General features: G+C 67.3%; 16 protein-coding genes. 9 read left to right on the forward strand and 7 right to left on the reverse strand.

Annotation, left to right across the window (positions count from 1 at the left end; genetic code table 11):
• Window positions 1–7 precede the first annotated feature (7 nt).
• The 3 genes from BLS11_RS13890 to BLS11_RS13900 are packed head-to-tail and all read right to left on the reverse strand — an operon-like array spanning window position 8 to window position 2,179.
• A complete protein-coding gene (locus BLS11_RS13890) occupies window positions 8–613 on the reverse strand; it encodes a protein sorting system archaetidylserine decarboxylase (protein WP_092538348.1) in 606 nt (201 codons plus the stop codon).
• On the reverse strand, window positions 614–1,657 hold the full coding sequence (locus BLS11_RS13895; protein ID WP_092538349.1) for an AAA family ATPase: 1,044 nt from the start codon (window positions 1,655–1,657) through the stop codon (window positions 614–616).
• Window positions 1,658–1,690: 33 nt separating this feature from the next.
• The gene (locus BLS11_RS13900; RefSeq protein WP_114936172.1) at window positions 1,691–2,179 is read right to left on the reverse strand and encodes an SHOCT domain-containing protein; all 489 of its coding nucleotides are present in this window, start codon (window positions 2,177–2,179) and stop codon (window positions 1,691–1,693) included.
• A 154-nt stretch (window positions 2,180–2,333) separates the two neighbouring features.
• Between BLS11_RS13900 and rnz the strand changes: the two genes are divergently transcribed.
• On the forward strand, window positions 2,334–3,275 hold the full coding sequence (gene rnz, locus BLS11_RS13905; protein ID WP_175454470.1) for a ribonuclease Z: 942 nt from the start codon (window positions 2,334–2,336) through the stop codon (window positions 3,273–3,275).
• A 60-nt stretch (window positions 3,276–3,335) separates the two neighbouring features.
• Entirely contained in the window at window positions 3,336–4,256 is a 921-nt protein-coding gene (locus tag BLS11_RS13910; RefSeq protein WP_092538351.1) for a PhzF family phenazine biosynthesis protein, read from the forward strand.
• A gap of 34 nt (window positions 4,257–4,290) precedes the next feature.
• Here BLS11_RS13910 and BLS11_RS13915 read toward each other — a convergent pair whose 3' ends face one another.
• Window positions 4,291–4,656, reverse strand: coding sequence for a DUF8108 domain-containing protein (locus BLS11_RS13915; protein WP_092538352.1), 366 nt, complete (start codon window positions 4,654–4,656; stop codon window positions 4,291–4,293).
• Window positions 4,657–4,658: 2 nt separating this feature from the next.
• On the reverse strand, window positions 4,659–5,672 hold the full coding sequence (locus BLS11_RS13920; RefSeq protein WP_092538353.1) for a prohibitin family protein: 1,014 nt from the start codon (window positions 5,670–5,672) through the stop codon (window positions 4,659–4,661).
• A gap of 132 nt (window positions 5,673–5,804) precedes the next feature.
• Here BLS11_RS13920 and BLS11_RS13925 point away from each other — a divergent pair, with 132 nt between their 5' ends.
• A complete protein-coding gene (locus tag BLS11_RS13925; protein WP_092538354.1) occupies window positions 5,805–7,784 on the forward strand; it encodes a DUF460 domain-containing protein in 1,980 nt (659 codons plus the stop codon).
• Window positions 7,785–7,857: 73 nt separating this feature from the next.
• Window positions 7,858–8,313: a hypothetical protein gene (locus BLS11_RS13930; protein ID WP_245698913.1), complete on the forward strand. Its 456-nt coding sequence runs from the start codon at window positions 7,858–7,860 to the stop codon at window positions 8,311–8,313.
• A gap of 51 nt (window positions 8,314–8,364) precedes the next feature.
• Here BLS11_RS13930 and BLS11_RS13935 read toward each other — a convergent pair whose 3' ends face one another.
• Complete coding sequence (locus tag BLS11_RS13935) at window positions 8,365–8,664, reverse strand: PLDc N-terminal domain-containing protein (RefSeq protein WP_092538355.1); 300 nt, start codon at window positions 8,662–8,664, stop codon at window positions 8,365–8,367.
• A 93-nt stretch (window positions 8,665–8,757) separates the two neighbouring features.
• Here BLS11_RS13935 and BLS11_RS13940 point away from each other — a divergent pair, with 93 nt between their 5' ends.
• Window positions 8,758–9,753 carry a tyrosine--tRNA ligase gene (locus BLS11_RS13940; protein WP_092538356.1) on the forward strand — a complete coding sequence of 332 codons (996 nt, stop codon included), beginning with the start codon at window positions 8,758–8,760 and terminating at the stop codon, window positions 9,751–9,753.
• 90 nt (window positions 9,754–9,843) lie between these two features.
• Complete coding sequence (locus BLS11_RS13945; RefSeq protein ID WP_092538357.1) at window positions 9,844–10,632, forward strand: alpha/beta hydrolase; 789 nt, start codon at window positions 9,844–9,846, stop codon at window positions 10,630–10,632.
• Here BLS11_RS13945 and BLS11_RS13950 read toward each other — a convergent pair.
• Window positions 10,629–10,817, reverse strand: coding sequence for a DUF7470 family protein (locus BLS11_RS13950; RefSeq protein ID WP_092538358.1), 189 nt, complete (start codon window positions 10,815–10,817; stop codon window positions 10,629–10,631). The genes BLS11_RS13945 and BLS11_RS13950 overlap by 4 nt on opposite strands.
• A gap of 167 nt (window positions 10,818–10,984) precedes the next feature.
• Here BLS11_RS13950 and eif1A point away from each other — a divergent pair, with 167 nt between their 5' ends.
• The 3 genes from eif1A to BLS11_RS13965 all read left to right on the forward strand — a co-directional run bounded on the left by eif1A (window position 10,985) and on the right by BLS11_RS13965 (window position 12,944).
• Entirely contained in the window at window positions 10,985–11,281 is a 297-nt protein-coding gene (eif1A, locus tag BLS11_RS13955) for a translation initiation factor eIF-1A (protein WP_092538359.1), read from the forward strand.
• Between the two features lie 78 nt (window positions 11,282–11,359).
• Entirely contained in the window at window positions 11,360–12,289 is a 930-nt protein-coding gene (gene rio1, locus BLS11_RS13960) for a serine/threonine-protein kinase Rio1 (RefSeq protein ID WP_092538360.1), read from the forward strand.
• A 112-nt stretch (window positions 12,290–12,401) separates the two neighbouring features.
• On the forward strand, window positions 12,402–12,944 hold the full coding sequence (locus tag BLS11_RS13965; protein ID WP_092538361.1) for a KH domain-containing protein: 543 nt from the start codon (window positions 12,402–12,404) through the stop codon (window positions 12,942–12,944).
• The last annotated feature ends 235 nt before the right edge of the window (window positions 12,945–13,179 follow it).

Below are 13,179 nucleotides of genomic sequence, written 5' to 3' on the forward strand. Positions count from 1 at the left end.
TAGTTGGCTACTCGTCACGTCTCGCGACGACCGATTCTCCGGCGCGGAGCGTGTCGCCCACCTCGACCAACACGTCCTCGCGGTCGTAGACGGGCGGGAGCAGCACGTCGGCGCGACTGCCGAAGTCGATGTGGCCGATTCGCTGGGCGCGCGTCAGGTCGTCGCCCTCCTCGACGTACGGGTGGATTCTGCGGGCGAACGCGCCGGCGATGAGCGACAGTTCCGCCGGTCCCTCCGGAGTAGAGACGTCAACGTCCACGCGTTCGTTTCGCTCCGACTCCTTCGAGAACGCCGGGCGGTGCGCGCCCGGTCGGTGGGTCACGCGTTCGACGGTGCCGTCGAACGGCGCGCGGTTGACGTGCACGTCGGTGACGTTCATGAACACGCCGACGCGAATCTGCTCGTCCTCCTCGCGGACGACGGAGACGCGGCCGTCGGCGGGGGAGACGACGCCCCACGTCGACGGCCGCCGTTCCGGGTCGCGGAAGAACCAGAGCGTGAACGCGCCGACGGCGAAGGCGACGGCGGCGGCGGGCGGCGCGACGACGGAGAGGGCGGCGGCGGCGAGGAACGCGGGGAGGGAGAACCGCCGGACGCCGGGTGCGAATCGCATCTACGCCAGCGACTCCTCGTCGAGTTCCGTCTGGCCGGCGGCCCACGCAGAGAGGAGATGCGAGAGGTGCAGGCGGGCGTCGAGTCCCTCCGCGAGGTCCAAATCGACGCCGCCGGCGAGGCGGTGGAGGCGAATCAGGTCGTCGTCCCCGAACTCCTCGGGGTAGGTGTCGGCGACGCGGAGGATGTCGCGGAGCAGTTCCTGTCCCTCGTACCCCTCGTCGTCCAGAAGCGTCGTGAGCGTCTTCCGGGCGTCCCGAATCTCGCCCTCGCGGGCCGTCTCCAGTACGTCCTTCAGGTCGTCGTCGTGGCCGACGGCCGAGAGCGCTTCCTGTGCGGCGTCCGTCGTTATCTCGCCGTCGCCCTCGATGGCGGCGTTCTGCGCCGCGAGGATGGCGTGGCGGAGGTCCCCGTTGGCCTTCGAGGCGACGATGTCGAGGGCCATCTCCTCGTAGGTCACCTCCTCCGCGTCGGCGACGTCGCGGAGGACGCCCTTCGTCTCCTCCGTCGTCGGCGCGCGGACGGGGACGGGGAAACACCGCGAGCGAATCGGCGGGATGAGTTTCGTCGGTTGCCGCGTCGTGATGACGAACTGCGTCGTCCGGTGGTGCTTCTCCATCACGCGGCGAAGCGCCTGCTGGAAGTCCTCGCGGATGGCCTCGGCGTTGTCCAAGAGGATGGTCTTGTACTCGCCGGAGACGGGCGCGTAGCCCGCCGACTCCTTCAGCACGCGGTTTATCATGTCGCGTTTCGCCATCCGACTCCGGCCGGTGAGGAACTGCGCGAACCGGGGGTCTTGGCGAATCTGCTTCTTCGTGCGGCCGAAGAAGTCGGCCACGTTGATCTCGACTAAGTCGTTGTCCGGGTCGTCGTGCGCCTCGCGGGCGAGTGCCCGCACGGCGGCGGTCTTTCCGACGCCCGGCGGCCCCTGCAGTATCAGGTTCATCGGTTCGTCCACGGTTCGGCCCAATCGCTCGCGAACCTCCGCCTGCGGGAGGTCGGACAGCGACGGGGCGTGCGTCTCCGTCCACAGGGGCGCGTCCATCGGTCGGTGGTAACGGTCGGACGGTAAGAAACCCTACGACTCGGACTCCGTCTCCGTCTGCGCCTCTCGCGCCGCGCGTTCCGCTCTCGCGCGTCGGACGCGCTCCCGGGCGTCCTCCGGCGTCTCCGTCTCCAAGAGGAGTTCGAGTTTCCGCTCGAACTGTTCCTCGGAGAGTTCGCCCCGCGCGTACCGGTCGCGGATTCGGGCGAGGGCGTCGTCGAACTCGGTGTCGCCCTCGTCCTCGTCGGCCGTCCGTTCCGCGGCGTCCGTCGTCCGGTCGGCCTCCGCGTTCGCCGAGTCGAGTTGGTGCTTTCGCAGGAGCGCCACCAACGGGACGACGACGGCGAATCCGATGACGAACACCATCCAGAACGGCTGTATCGGAACGATTCCGACCATCGAGGCGAGACCGAGGCCGACGACGAGGAGGCTCGTCGCCTCGACGATGGGGTCGTCGTCGAGGGAGGCGTCCTCCCAGTCGTCACCCCAGTCCCCTCCCCACCACTGGCTCCGGTCACTCATGTCATCGATATTAGAGTCCGCCGCGAATAAAGCCACGTCTCGCTCGGCCGGCGCGTCGCCGACGTCCCCTCCGTCGGGTCGCCGTCCGCCGATTTCCTCGCCTCGCCGATTCGACACGGTTTACCGCCGTCGCGCCCGAGCAACGAGCATGTCGATGCGCGTGACGTTTCTCGGGACCGGCGGTGCCGTGCCGACGACGGAACGGGGTCCGAGCGCCCTCCTCGTCGCACGCGAGGGGGAGCGACTGCTGTTCGACTGCGGCGAGGGGACCCAACGGCAGATGATGCGGTTCGGAACCGGCTTCTCCGTCTCCCACCTGTTCGTCACGCACCTCCACGGCGACCACGTCCTCGGGATTCCCGGGCTGATACAGACGTGGGACTTCAACGACCGCGAGGAGCCCATCGCGATACACGCGCCGCCGGGGGGAAAGCGGCACCTCCAGAGCCTCGTGAACGCGGGCGGTTACCAACCGGGCTACCCCGTGAACATCCACGAGGTGCGACCGGGGAGCGTCGCACTCTCGGGCGACGGCTACGAGGTTCGGACGTTCGAGACGGAGCACCGAAACGTCCGGTCGATGGGGTACGCACTCGTCGAGGACGACAGGCCGGGGCGGTTCGACCGCGAACGCGCGGAGGAACTCGGCGTCCCCGTCGGTCCCGCGTTCGGCCGCCTCCACGCCGGCGAGTCCGTCGAACTCGACGACGGCACCGTGGTCGAACCCGAACAGGTCGTCGGCGACCCCCGACCCGGGCGAACGCTCGTCTACACCGGCGACACCCGACCCGTCGGCGGCACCGTCGAGGCGGCCGACCGACCGGACCTCCTCGTCCACGACGCCACCTTCGCCGGCGACTGGGCCGAACGCGCGCGGTCCACCGGCCACTCCACCGGCCGGGAGGCCGCCGAGATAGCGAACCGCGCGGGGGCGCGACGACTCGCACTCACCCACATCTCCTCCCGATACGCGGGCGACCCGACGCCGATACTCGACGAGGCCCGCGAGGTGTTCGAGGGCGAGGAGGTGTTCGTCCCCGAGGACGGAGAGAAGATGGAGATTCCGTACCCCGACGCGGACGCCGACTCGGAGTAGTTCGCGAACCAGTACCACACATCGCGTAGCCTTTTGAGCGACGCCGCCGCACCGACTCGCATGAGCGCGGAGAACCGCTTTCACCTCGTGGACGTGTTCGCCGAACGCCGGTACGCCGGGAACCAACTCGCCGTCGTGGAGGACGGCGCGTCACTGAGCGACGAGGAGATGCTCGACATCGCGCGGGAGATGAACTACTCGGAGACGACGTTCGTGGAGACAGGCGAGGAGCGAAACGGCGGGTACGACGTGCGCATCTTCACGCCGAAGGAGGAGATTCCGTTCGCCGGACACCCGACGCTCGGCACCGCCGCCGTCCTCCGCGAGGAGTTCGGGGCCGGCGAGGAGGTGACGCTGAACCTCCCCGTCGGGCGGATTCCCGTCGAAGTCCGCGAGGCGGACGGCGAAGAACTGCTGTGGATGACGCAGAACCCCCCGGAGTTCGGCGAGACGGTCGAACCCGAACGCGTCGCCGAGGTGCTGTCGCTCGACGCCTCGGACGTCGACGACGAGTGGCCGGTGCAGGTCGTCTCTACCGGCCTCCCGGCGGTGCTGATTCCGCTGACCGACCGCGACGCCCTCGAACGTATCGCGGTGGACCGGCGGGCGTACGACGAACTGCTCGACGACGTGGGCGTCGAGAACCTCTTCGCGTTCTGTCCGGACCCGAGGGACGGGTCTCACGACTTCGCGGCGCGGATGTTCGCCCTCGGGTACAACGTGCCGGAGGACCCCGCGACGGGGAGCGCGAACGGGTGCCTCGCGGGCTACCTCGCGCGGCACCGCTACTTCGACTCCCCGGAAGTGAGCGTCACCGTCGAACAGGGGTACGAGATGGGACGCCCGTCGCTCCTGCATCTCGAAGCGCACGACGAGGCGGAGGCAGAGGCGAGGGACGACGGCGAGGCGCGAAGCGACGGCGACGTGACGGTGCGCGTCGGCGGGCGCGTCGTCCCCGTCGCGGACGGAACGCTTCGGTAACCGACTCGGACCGCCGACGCGGGGACGCCGCCTCTCAGTCCCGCGAGGCGAGAGCGAGGCAGTCGCCGCAGTAGTCGTTCTCCCCGTCGTCGAGGAGGACGAGTGGGACGCCGAGGACGACGCCCTCGCGGACGTACCGTCGGCGAGTCGTCGCCGGGGACCCGCACTCGACGCACGGGGGCGAGTCGTCGCGCCCGTCCGCCGGCGACTCCACGACGCGGGTTCGGACGCCGACGGCGGTTCGCGGATACGCCGCTGGCCTCGTCAGCGTCCACGCGAGTGTGACGGCCACCGCGACGGAGACGGCCGGGAGGACGAACCGGCCGGCCGGGGTCCGAGCGAGTGCGCCGACGGCGACGAGGAGGGCGACGGCGGCGGCGAGTTCGCGGGCGAGTCGCACGGTCAGGCGTTCGCGGAGTCGTTCGCCGTCGCGTTCGAACGCGCGCCCGAGACGTTCGTCGAAGCGGAGTCGGCGTCCGAATCGGCGGTCGCCGTGACGTTCGCGGAGACGTTGCTGGCGGCGGAGTAGTTCGCGGAGTCGAGCGACTGAACGAACTGCGGATAGCCGCCGTCGCCGACGGGGATGTAGACGGTGTCCGTCTCGTCCAGTTTGTCGATGTACTTCTGGGCGAGCACTCGCTGGTCGAGCGACCGGGCGATGATGCGGTTCGAGTCCGCCTCGCCCTTCGCTTCGATGCGCTTGCGGTCGGCTTCGAGCCGTTCGACCGCCAACTCGTCCTGTTTCTGCTGGCGTCGCTGTTCGGTTATCTCCTTGCGTTCGACCGCTTGGGCGTACTCGTCGGGGAGTTCGACGTTGCGCACCTGTACCGCTTCGAGGATGAGGCCGGCGTTACCGAACTCGTCCGCCAACGCCTCCTCCGCGGCCGTTTTCAGTTGCGTCTGCCCCTCGCCGGTGTAGATGACCGTCACGGGGAGGCGACCGGCCTCGGTCCGGAGGGTGGAGCGAATCGAGGGGCGGATGAGACGTTCCTCGGCGGTTTCGAGCGTCCGGTACTCGCGGTAGAACGTGACCGCGTTCGAGGCGTCCACGCGGTAGCGGACGGTCACGTCGATGTCGGCGCGCAGGCCGTCCTCGGTCAGGACGGTGATGGCGTCGTCTCTCGATTTGACGTCGCCCTCGCCGGACGTCGAGGACATCGTGTACGACTGCGGTCGCACCGAAATCGGCACCGTGGACTGCGCGACGGGGTTGATGAAGTGCGCGCCGGGTTCGAACACTTCCCCGGTCGTCGCGCCCCACTTTTTGACTACCTTCACGTTCCCCTCTTCGACCGGTTCCCACGCGAGGAGGCCGGTGACGGGGGCGGCGACGAGGAGGAGGGCGAGAGCGCCCACGAGGACCATTCGAGTCAGCGACGCGGCGGAGGTGGAGGGTGGAGGGACGTCGATACCCATCAATCGAAAATCAATACTGTCCTATATGTCTGTTCCGAATCAGTTCTCCCGGCGCGCCGAACCGGCGTCTGGGAGTCGGTTCGAGGGCGTCCCCGGCGTGGGGTATATATTCGTCTCCGACCAAACTAGTCTGTGAACGACCGGACGAGTGCGCTCGACTCCCTCGTCTTCGGCGTGGACATCCAGAGCGGCGACGTGCGCGGCGACGCGCCGTCGTACGCCGTCGTCGCCTTCGACGGGGAGAACATCGACCGCGACGTGGTCTCCCACCGGAAACTGAGACGCCTCATCGACCGCGAGAAGCCCGCCCTCGTCGCCACCGACAACATGTACGAGTTGGCGACGGACAAAGACGACTTAGTTCGGTTTCTCCGGTCGCTTCCCTCCGAAACTCGATTGGTGCAGGTGACGGGAGCGGAGCGGCCGGAACCGCTCTCGCGGGTCGCCTCCAGACACGGCGTCCCCTACGGCAAGAAGCCGATGAAGGAGGCGGAGACGGCCGCCCGCCTCGCCGCCGCGAACGTCGGCGTCGAGGTGTCCGCCTTCACGAACACCACGACGGTGAAAGTCTCCCGCGGTCGCTCGACCGGCAAGGGCGGGTGGAGTCAGGACCGCTACACCCGCCGCATCCACGGGTCGGTGAAGCGGCGCGCTCGGGAGGTGGAGAAGCGACTGAAGCAGGCCGGTTTGGAGTACGAGAAGGACGTGACCGAGAAGTACGGCGGCTACTCGAACGCGACGTTCCTCGTCGAGGCGCGGCCCGAGGACATCCCCGTCTCGTCCGGTCGGGCGGGCGACACGCGCGTGGAGATAGAGCGCGAACGCCTCGACGGCATCGAGTTCGAACCGCTCGTGAAGCGCCGCGACCACGTCATCGTCGGCATCGACCCCGGGACGACCACCGCCGCCGCGGTGGTGGACTTAGACGGGCACGTCCTCGACGTGCGTTCGACGCGGACGGCCGACACCGCCGAGATAATCGAGTGGCTCATCGAACGCGGGCGGCCGGTCATCGTCGCCGCCGACGTGACGCCGATGCCCGAGACGGTGGAGAAGTTCCGCCGGAGTTTCGACGCGGCCGGGTGGGTGCCGAACTCGGACCTGCCGGTGGACGAGAAACTCCACCGCACCCGCGAGGCGGAGTACGAGAACGACCACCAGCGAGACGCGCTGGCGGCGGCGTTGTTCGCCTTCGACGACCACGAGGACCAGTTCGAGCGCATCACCCGGAAGGTGCCGCCGGACGTAGAGCGCGGGACGGTCATCTCCCGCGTCGTCGCGGGCGAGGAGTCCGTCGAAGCCGTCCTCCGGGACTTGGACGACGACGCACAGGAGGAGGACGACGAATCGACGCACCAGCAGCGCGAACTCACCGACGAGGAAAAGGAGATTCGCCGGTTGGAGACGCGGGTCGAACGCCTCGAATCCCACGTCGAGGACCTCAAGGAGACCATCGACGAGAAGGACGACACCATCGAGGAGTACAAATCGGAACTGTCCGAGGCGAAACGCGAGGAGCGTCGGGAGGCCAGAGAGCGCCGCGAGGTCCAGCGACTGGAACGCGAGAACGGCCGCCTCGAACGCCGCGTCGAGACCTTAGAGGAGGAAAACGAGACGCTCGACCGGAAACTGGAGCGGTTGAAGACGCTGTGGAAACTCGACCACTCGAACTTCGCGGACGTCAACACCGAGAAGGACCTCGTGCCGGTGAAAGTCGTAGAGCAGTTCACCACGGACGCCGTCGAACGCGCGGACGAGCAGTACGGACTCGCCGCGGGCGACGTGGTGTTCCTGCGGGACGCCTCCGGCGCGGGGCGGGCGACGGCGAAACGTCTCGCCGAGACGAACCCCCGCGTCGTCCTCCGCGGCGTCGGCGGCCTCTCCAGCGAAGCCGACGAAGTGCTCTTCGAACACGAGATACCCGTCGGCCCGGCCGACGACGTGCGACTGCAGGAGGTGGACGAACTCGCCGTCGCCCGCGAGGCGGACGTGGCCGAGGTCATCGAAGACTGGGAGGACCGCGCCGAGGAACGCCGCAAGGAGCAAAAGGAGGCGATGATGGACCAGATAATCAGCGAGCACCGCGCGGAGACGCGGAGCGAGAGTCGCTGAGGGTCGTTTGGATTTGGGGGATAACTGTCAACCTATAGAAAAGTAGATAGGAGGTAGCGACGTATACGTTGACGTGACATTCTCCTACGTTCTCGGCTCCCCGTTCTCCGCCTTCCACGCGCTGATGTCCGTTCTCCTCGCGTACTGGATATATCTCGACGCGAAGGAGCGAGGAAGCGACTCGAGCCTGCTGTGGGCAGTCGGCTGTACCGTCTTCCAACCTCTCGTCGTCGGGTATCTACTGTACCGGAGCGAAATCGGCGGTCGGACGGAACCCGCCGGACTGACCGAAAGAGCCGTCGGGACGTTCGTCGTGGGCCATATTCTGACCGTACAGCTCTGGCTCGCTCTGCGGTACGTCGGTGTACTTCCGCCGTTCGTCGACAGCTTCACCCTCGAGTTACTGTACTACGCTCTCCTGTTCGCAGCGGGCGTCGTTCCCGCGTACTGGCTCGTCTGGCGTCGAGGGTGGGCGCGTCTCCGCCGGGCGTTCGGGTGGGTTCAGGAGTCGGAGGTAGCGGCACGCTGAGTCGGAAAACGGTATCCGCCGGTATCGGGGTTCGTCCCCCGAAAGCCTGTATTACCGCGCCAGTTCGCCGAGTCGGGACTGCCAGACGAGGAAGTAGAAGGCCGCGCCGACGAAGGGGAGGAAAAAGGCTAGCGCCGTCCACGCCAGCACGGAGTTGCTCCCGCGTTCGCGGGCGTCGAAGTAGACGCCGCCGGGAAGCGCGACGTGGGCGACGAGGAAGTACGCCGCGAATCCGAGGAGGTAGGCGACTCCTTCGACGCCGCCGACGACGACCCACATCACCGCGAGGGGGACGAACGCGGCGGCGACCAAGCCGACGAGGATGAGTATCGGCGAGCGAGTGGTTGCCATTACCGAACGGTACGACCGGTGCGGTATCAGTTTGGTCTTTCTCGGCGCGGCGATTTCCAGAAGTCATATCCCGAACCGCGGACACGCACACGTATGGACGCCTACGACCTGATCACCCGGAACGCCGCCGAGGTGGTCACGGAGGACGAGGTACGCGCGCTAGCCGACGACCCCGATGGCAAGCGAGCGTACGTCGGGTACGAACCCTCCGGGGTCCTCCACATCGGCCACATGCTGACGGCCAACAAGCTCATCGACCTGCAGGAGGCGGGCTTCGAGGTGGTCATCCTGCTCGCGGACGTGCACGCGTACCTCAACGACAAGGGGACGTTCGAGGAGATTCGCGAGACGGCAGACCGCATGCGCGAACAGTTCGTCGCCTACGGCCTCGACGAGGAGAACACCGAGTTCGTCCTCGGCTCCGAGTACCAGATGGACGAGGAGTACGTCCTCGACACCCACGCCCTCGAACTGGAGACGACTATCTCGCGGGCCGAACGCGCGATGGCGGAGATTCAGCGCGGGTCGAACCCGAAGGTGTCGCAGGCCGTCTACCCCCTGATGCAGGCGCTCGACATCGAGTACCTCGATTTGGACCTCGCCGTCGGCGGACTCGACCAGCGGAAGGTCCACATGCTCGCCCGCGAGGTGCTTCCCTCCCTCGATTACGACGTGCGCCCGGCGGTGCACACGCCCATCCTCGCGGACCTCTCGACGGGCGTCGGCAAGATGTCCTCCTCGGAGGGCATCACCATCTCGATGGAGGACACAGAAGAGGACCTCAGAGAGAAGGTGAACAAGGCGTTCTGCCCGCCGACGGCCGACCCCGAACCCGACGGCGAGGGCAACGAACGGGAGAACCCCGTGCTGCAGATATTCCAGTACCACGTGTTCCCGCGCTTCGAGAGCGTCGTCGTCGAACGCCCCGAGAAGTACGGCGGCGACTTGGAGTACGACGACTACGAGTCGCTGGAGTCGGACCTCGAATCCGGCGAACTCCACCCCGCCGACGCGAAGGGCGCACTCGCGGACTACCTCGACGAACTCATCGCGCCGGGCCGCGAGAAGATAGCCGAACAGCGCTCCTGAGCGGCGTTCCCCCGCTCGAACCGTTTTTCTACCGCCCGTCGCGGTTGCAGCTGTCGAAACGTTGAGGTGACCGGACGTTCGCCGTCCGGTATGAGCGCCGACAGTTCTCTCACAGTCGAACGCGACCGTCGCGTCGTCGAACGCCCCGAGCGAACGCTGTACGCCGACGCGTACTACGCCGAGTCGGGGGAGGCGACGGACCGACCGGTCGTCGCCTTCGTCTACGGCGGCGCGTGGGAAACCGGCGCGCGCGGGCAGTTCGCCCGGTGGGCGCTGGATGCCGCGAGCGAAGGATTCGTCGCCGTCGAACTCTCCTACCGCCTCAGCGACGAGGCGACGTTCCCGGCGCAGATACGCGACGTGCGCGCCGGACTCGCGTGGGCGCGGGAGAACGCCGAGTCGTTCGGGGGCGACCCGGACCGACTCGCCGCCGTCGGCCACTCCGCGGGCGCGCACCTCGCGGTGCTGTCGGCACTCGCGCCGGAGGGCGAGTTCGGCGACGACTCGCCGGTCAGAACCCGCCCGGACTCGGTCGTCGGAATCAGCGGTCCGTACGCCTTCGATGGCGACGACGAGGACGGGGTCACAGAACGGTTCCTCGGCGGCACGCCCGAGGAGGTGCCCCACCGCTACGAGGCGGCGCAACCGGTGAACCACGTCTCCGGGGGCGCGCCGCCGACGCTTCTGCTGCACGGCGAAGAAGACGAGGTGGTTCCGGCCGAGTCCTCGGAGGGACTCGCCGAGGCGATGGCGGCGGCGGGGGACGAAGCCGAGGTGCGGACGTACCCCGAGGCGGACCACGTGTTCCTGCACTCCTCGTACTGGTACCCTCGCGTGCGCGAGGACGCGTTCTCCTTCCTGCGGGAGTCGCTGAACTAGGGCATTCCTCCCATCCCGAGCATCCCCATCACCGACTGCGCGATGCCGCCGGCGACGAGAACGAGTCCGACGACGATGAGACCCAGACCCGCCGCCACGACGGGCGCACTCCACGCGACGAGTCCGAATCCGGCGACCATGACGACCAGACCGGCGATACCCTTCGCTCCGAGTTTGTCGAGCATGTCACCGCGTGGCGGCGACGGGCACCTAAGGGTACCGTTCGCGCCGCGACGCGGCGGCGGAATCGGGAACGCAATCGGCGTCACAGCGCCGGTAACAGTCGTCAGCGGTTAAAATACGGCCGGAGAGAACCGCGGGTTTAAACAGCAAGACGACTAATCGCCCACGTATGGCGAAGAACGACAACGAAAATCAGGGGCGTCGCGACCTGCGGATGCCCGACGAGGACGAGGTTTTCGCCGTCGTGACGAACATGCTCGGTGCGAACCGCGTCGAGGTGCGGTGCGCCGACGGCGTCGAACGAACCGCGCGCATCCCGGGTCGGATGCAGAAGCGAATCTGGATCCGGGAGGACGACGTAGTGCTCGTCGAACCGTGGGACTGGCAGGACGAGAAAGGCGACATCACGTGGCGCTACGAGAAGTCCGAAGCGGACCAACTCCGCGACGAGGGCCACATCCAGTAACCCGTTTTCGAGGACGCGTCTCCGCCGACCGAGGACACCTGTGACGCTTTTACCGCGCCGTCCCGTAGTGACCGGTAGATGAGCGATGAGTTCGGCCTAATCGCCTCGGACGAAGCCGACGTGCCCGGCGACGAGTGGGAAGAGATAGACGTCTCCGACACGGAGGCGGACCGCATCGCTCGCCGTCGGGACCGCGAGTTCGACGACTTTCGAAAACGGCTGAAAGACGCGGATCAGTTCAAGGTCGAACAGTCGGTGTTCGACGACGCCACGTTCGCGGCCATCTACAAACTGGTCCAAGACGGCTACATCGACGCGTTCGGCGGACCCATCTCGACGGGGAAGGAGGCGAACGTCTACGAGGCCCTCGGGGAGGAGGGACGGGACGTGGCGGCGAAGATCTATCGAATCAACGCCTCGAACTTCCGCCACATGCGCGACTACCTCGAAGGCGACCCGCGCTTCGAGGGCATCGGACACGACAAGAAGCAGGTCGTCCTCGCGTGGACCCAAAAGGAGTTCGCCAACCTCAGTCGGGCGCGGCAGGCGGGCGTCCGCGTCCCCGAACCCATCGCCGTCGAGCGGAACGTCCTCGTGATGGAACTGGTCGGACTGGTCGAAGACCGGGCGCGGCGACTCGCCGAGGTGAACGTCGAGAACCCCCAGACCGCCTACGAAGTCGTCCGCGAGTACATGCGGCGACTCTACTCCGCGGGCCTCGTCCACGGCGACCTCTCGGAGTACAACATGATAATCCACGAGGGCGAACTCGTCGTCATCGACCTCGGACAGGCGGTGACCGTCCACCACCCCAACGCCGACGAGTTCCTCCGGCGGGACTGCACCAACGTGGCGAAGTTCTTCTCGCGACAGGGGTTGGAGACGGCCGGCGACGACGTCTACGAGTTCGTCACGACGGCGGACCCCGACCCGTCGGGCGCGCCGAACGACCCCTCGGAGGCCGACGAAACCGACGCCGACGACGCTGGCGTGAACGAAGAGGACTGAAATCCGGTTTCGGCGGCCGATCGAGGCCGCGATTCTCCTCGGAGCGAGACGCGCCGACGCGGGGGGAGCGGTCGAACAAACCCTTAAACCGCTCCACCGGGTAGCCAGAGGCATGCAACACGTGAAGGTCCCGCAGGACCGAATCGGCGTCCTCATCGGCGAAGGCGGCGAGACGATGCGCGAGATAGAGCGCAGAGCCGAGGTCCGCCTCGACATCGACTCGGAGTCGGGGTCCGTCGCCATCGAGACGGTCGGCGACCCGGTCAGCGGACTCGTCGCGCCGGACATCGTCCGGGCCGTTGGTCGCGGATTCACCCCCGAGTCCGCCCTGTCGCTTCTCGACGACGAGATGCGAACCTTCGAACTCGTCGACCTCTCCGAGTACACCCGCAACAAGAACGACCTCCAACGCCAGAAGGGCCGACTCATCGGCGAGAACGGCCGCACTCGCGAACTCATGGAGGAACTCACCGGAGCGGAAGTCGTCATCAAGGGTTCGACGCTCGGCGCCATCGGGCAACCCGAAGAAGTGCAGGCGGTCCGCCGCGCGGCGGGGATGATACTCGACGGCGCGCCGCACGGCGCGGTGTACTCCTTCCTCGAACGGAAGCACAACGAACTCACCGACGGGTTCGACGTCCGGCAGTCGGGCTGAATCCGAACCGCCGTCTCGCCTCGGCCGCCTTCGCTCCCGTTTTTCTCGGCCGCCGTACCGCCCGCCGACGACCGGAGGCGATTCGCCCGACGACGCCGACCGGCGGCGTAATAAACACCCCGAAATCATGGCAGTTGCTAGCACGGTTGACCCCTCCCCCGTGCGCCGTTTTGTCAGGCGCCCTGCCGTTACTTTTTTATAGAATCGCAAACAACCTCACGAGTGAATATGTCTC

This window comes from Halopelagius longus (assembly GCF_900100875.1).
Lineage (GTDB): Archaea > Halobacteriota > Halobacteria > Halobacteriales > Haloferacaceae > Halopelagius > Halopelagius longus.

What these genes read in the sequence shown, in the direction of transcription:
- BLS11_RS13890 (WP_092538348.1), bottom strand. Translation starts at nt 613, where the DNA reads ATGCGATTCGCACCCGGCGTCCGGCGGTTCTCCCTCCCCGCGTTCCTC.
- BLS11_RS13895 (WP_092538349.1), bottom strand. Translation starts at nt 1,657, where the DNA reads ATGGACGCGCCCCTGTGGACGGAGACGCACGCCCCGTCGCTGTCCGAC.
- BLS11_RS13900 (WP_114936172.1), bottom strand. Translation starts at nt 2,179, where the DNA reads ATGAGTGACCGGAGCCAGTGGTGGGGAGGGGACTGGGGTGACGACTGG.
- rnz (WP_175454470.1), top strand. Translation starts at nt 2,334, where the DNA reads ATGCGCGTGACGTTTCTCGGGACCGGCGGTGCCGTGCCGACGACGGAA.
- BLS11_RS13910 (WP_092538351.1), top strand. Translation starts at nt 3,336, where the DNA reads ATGAGCGCGGAGAACCGCTTTCACCTCGTGGACGTGTTCGCCGAACGC.
- BLS11_RS13920 (WP_092538353.1), bottom strand. Translation starts at nt 5,672, where the DNA reads ATGGGTATCGACGTCCCTCCACCCTCCACCTCCGCCGCGTCGCTGACT.
- BLS11_RS13935 (WP_092538355.1), bottom strand. Translation starts at nt 8,664, where the DNA reads ATGGCAACCACTCGCTCGCCGATACTCATCCTCGTCGGCTTGGTCGCC.
- BLS11_RS13940 (WP_092538356.1), top strand. Translation starts at nt 8,758, where the DNA reads ATGGACGCCTACGACCTGATCACCCGGAACGCCGCCGAGGTGGTCACG.
- BLS11_RS13945 (WP_092538357.1), top strand. Translation starts at nt 9,844, where the DNA reads ATGAGCGCCGACAGTTCTCTCACAGTCGAACGCGACCGTCGCGTCGTC.
- BLS11_RS13950 (WP_092538358.1), bottom strand. Translation starts at nt 10,817, where the DNA reads ATGCTCGACAAACTCGGAGCGAAGGGTATCGCCGGTCTGGTCGTCATG.
- eif1A (WP_092538359.1), top strand. Translation starts at nt 10,985, where the DNA reads ATGGCGAAGAACGACAACGAAAATCAGGGGCGTCGCGACCTGCGGATG.
- rio1 (WP_092538360.1), top strand. Translation starts at nt 11,360, where the DNA reads ATGAGCGATGAGTTCGGCCTAATCGCCTCGGACGAAGCCGACGTGCCC.
- BLS11_RS13965 (WP_092538361.1), top strand. Translation starts at nt 12,402, where the DNA reads ATGCAACACGTGAAGGTCCCGCAGGACCGAATCGGCGTCCTCATCGGC.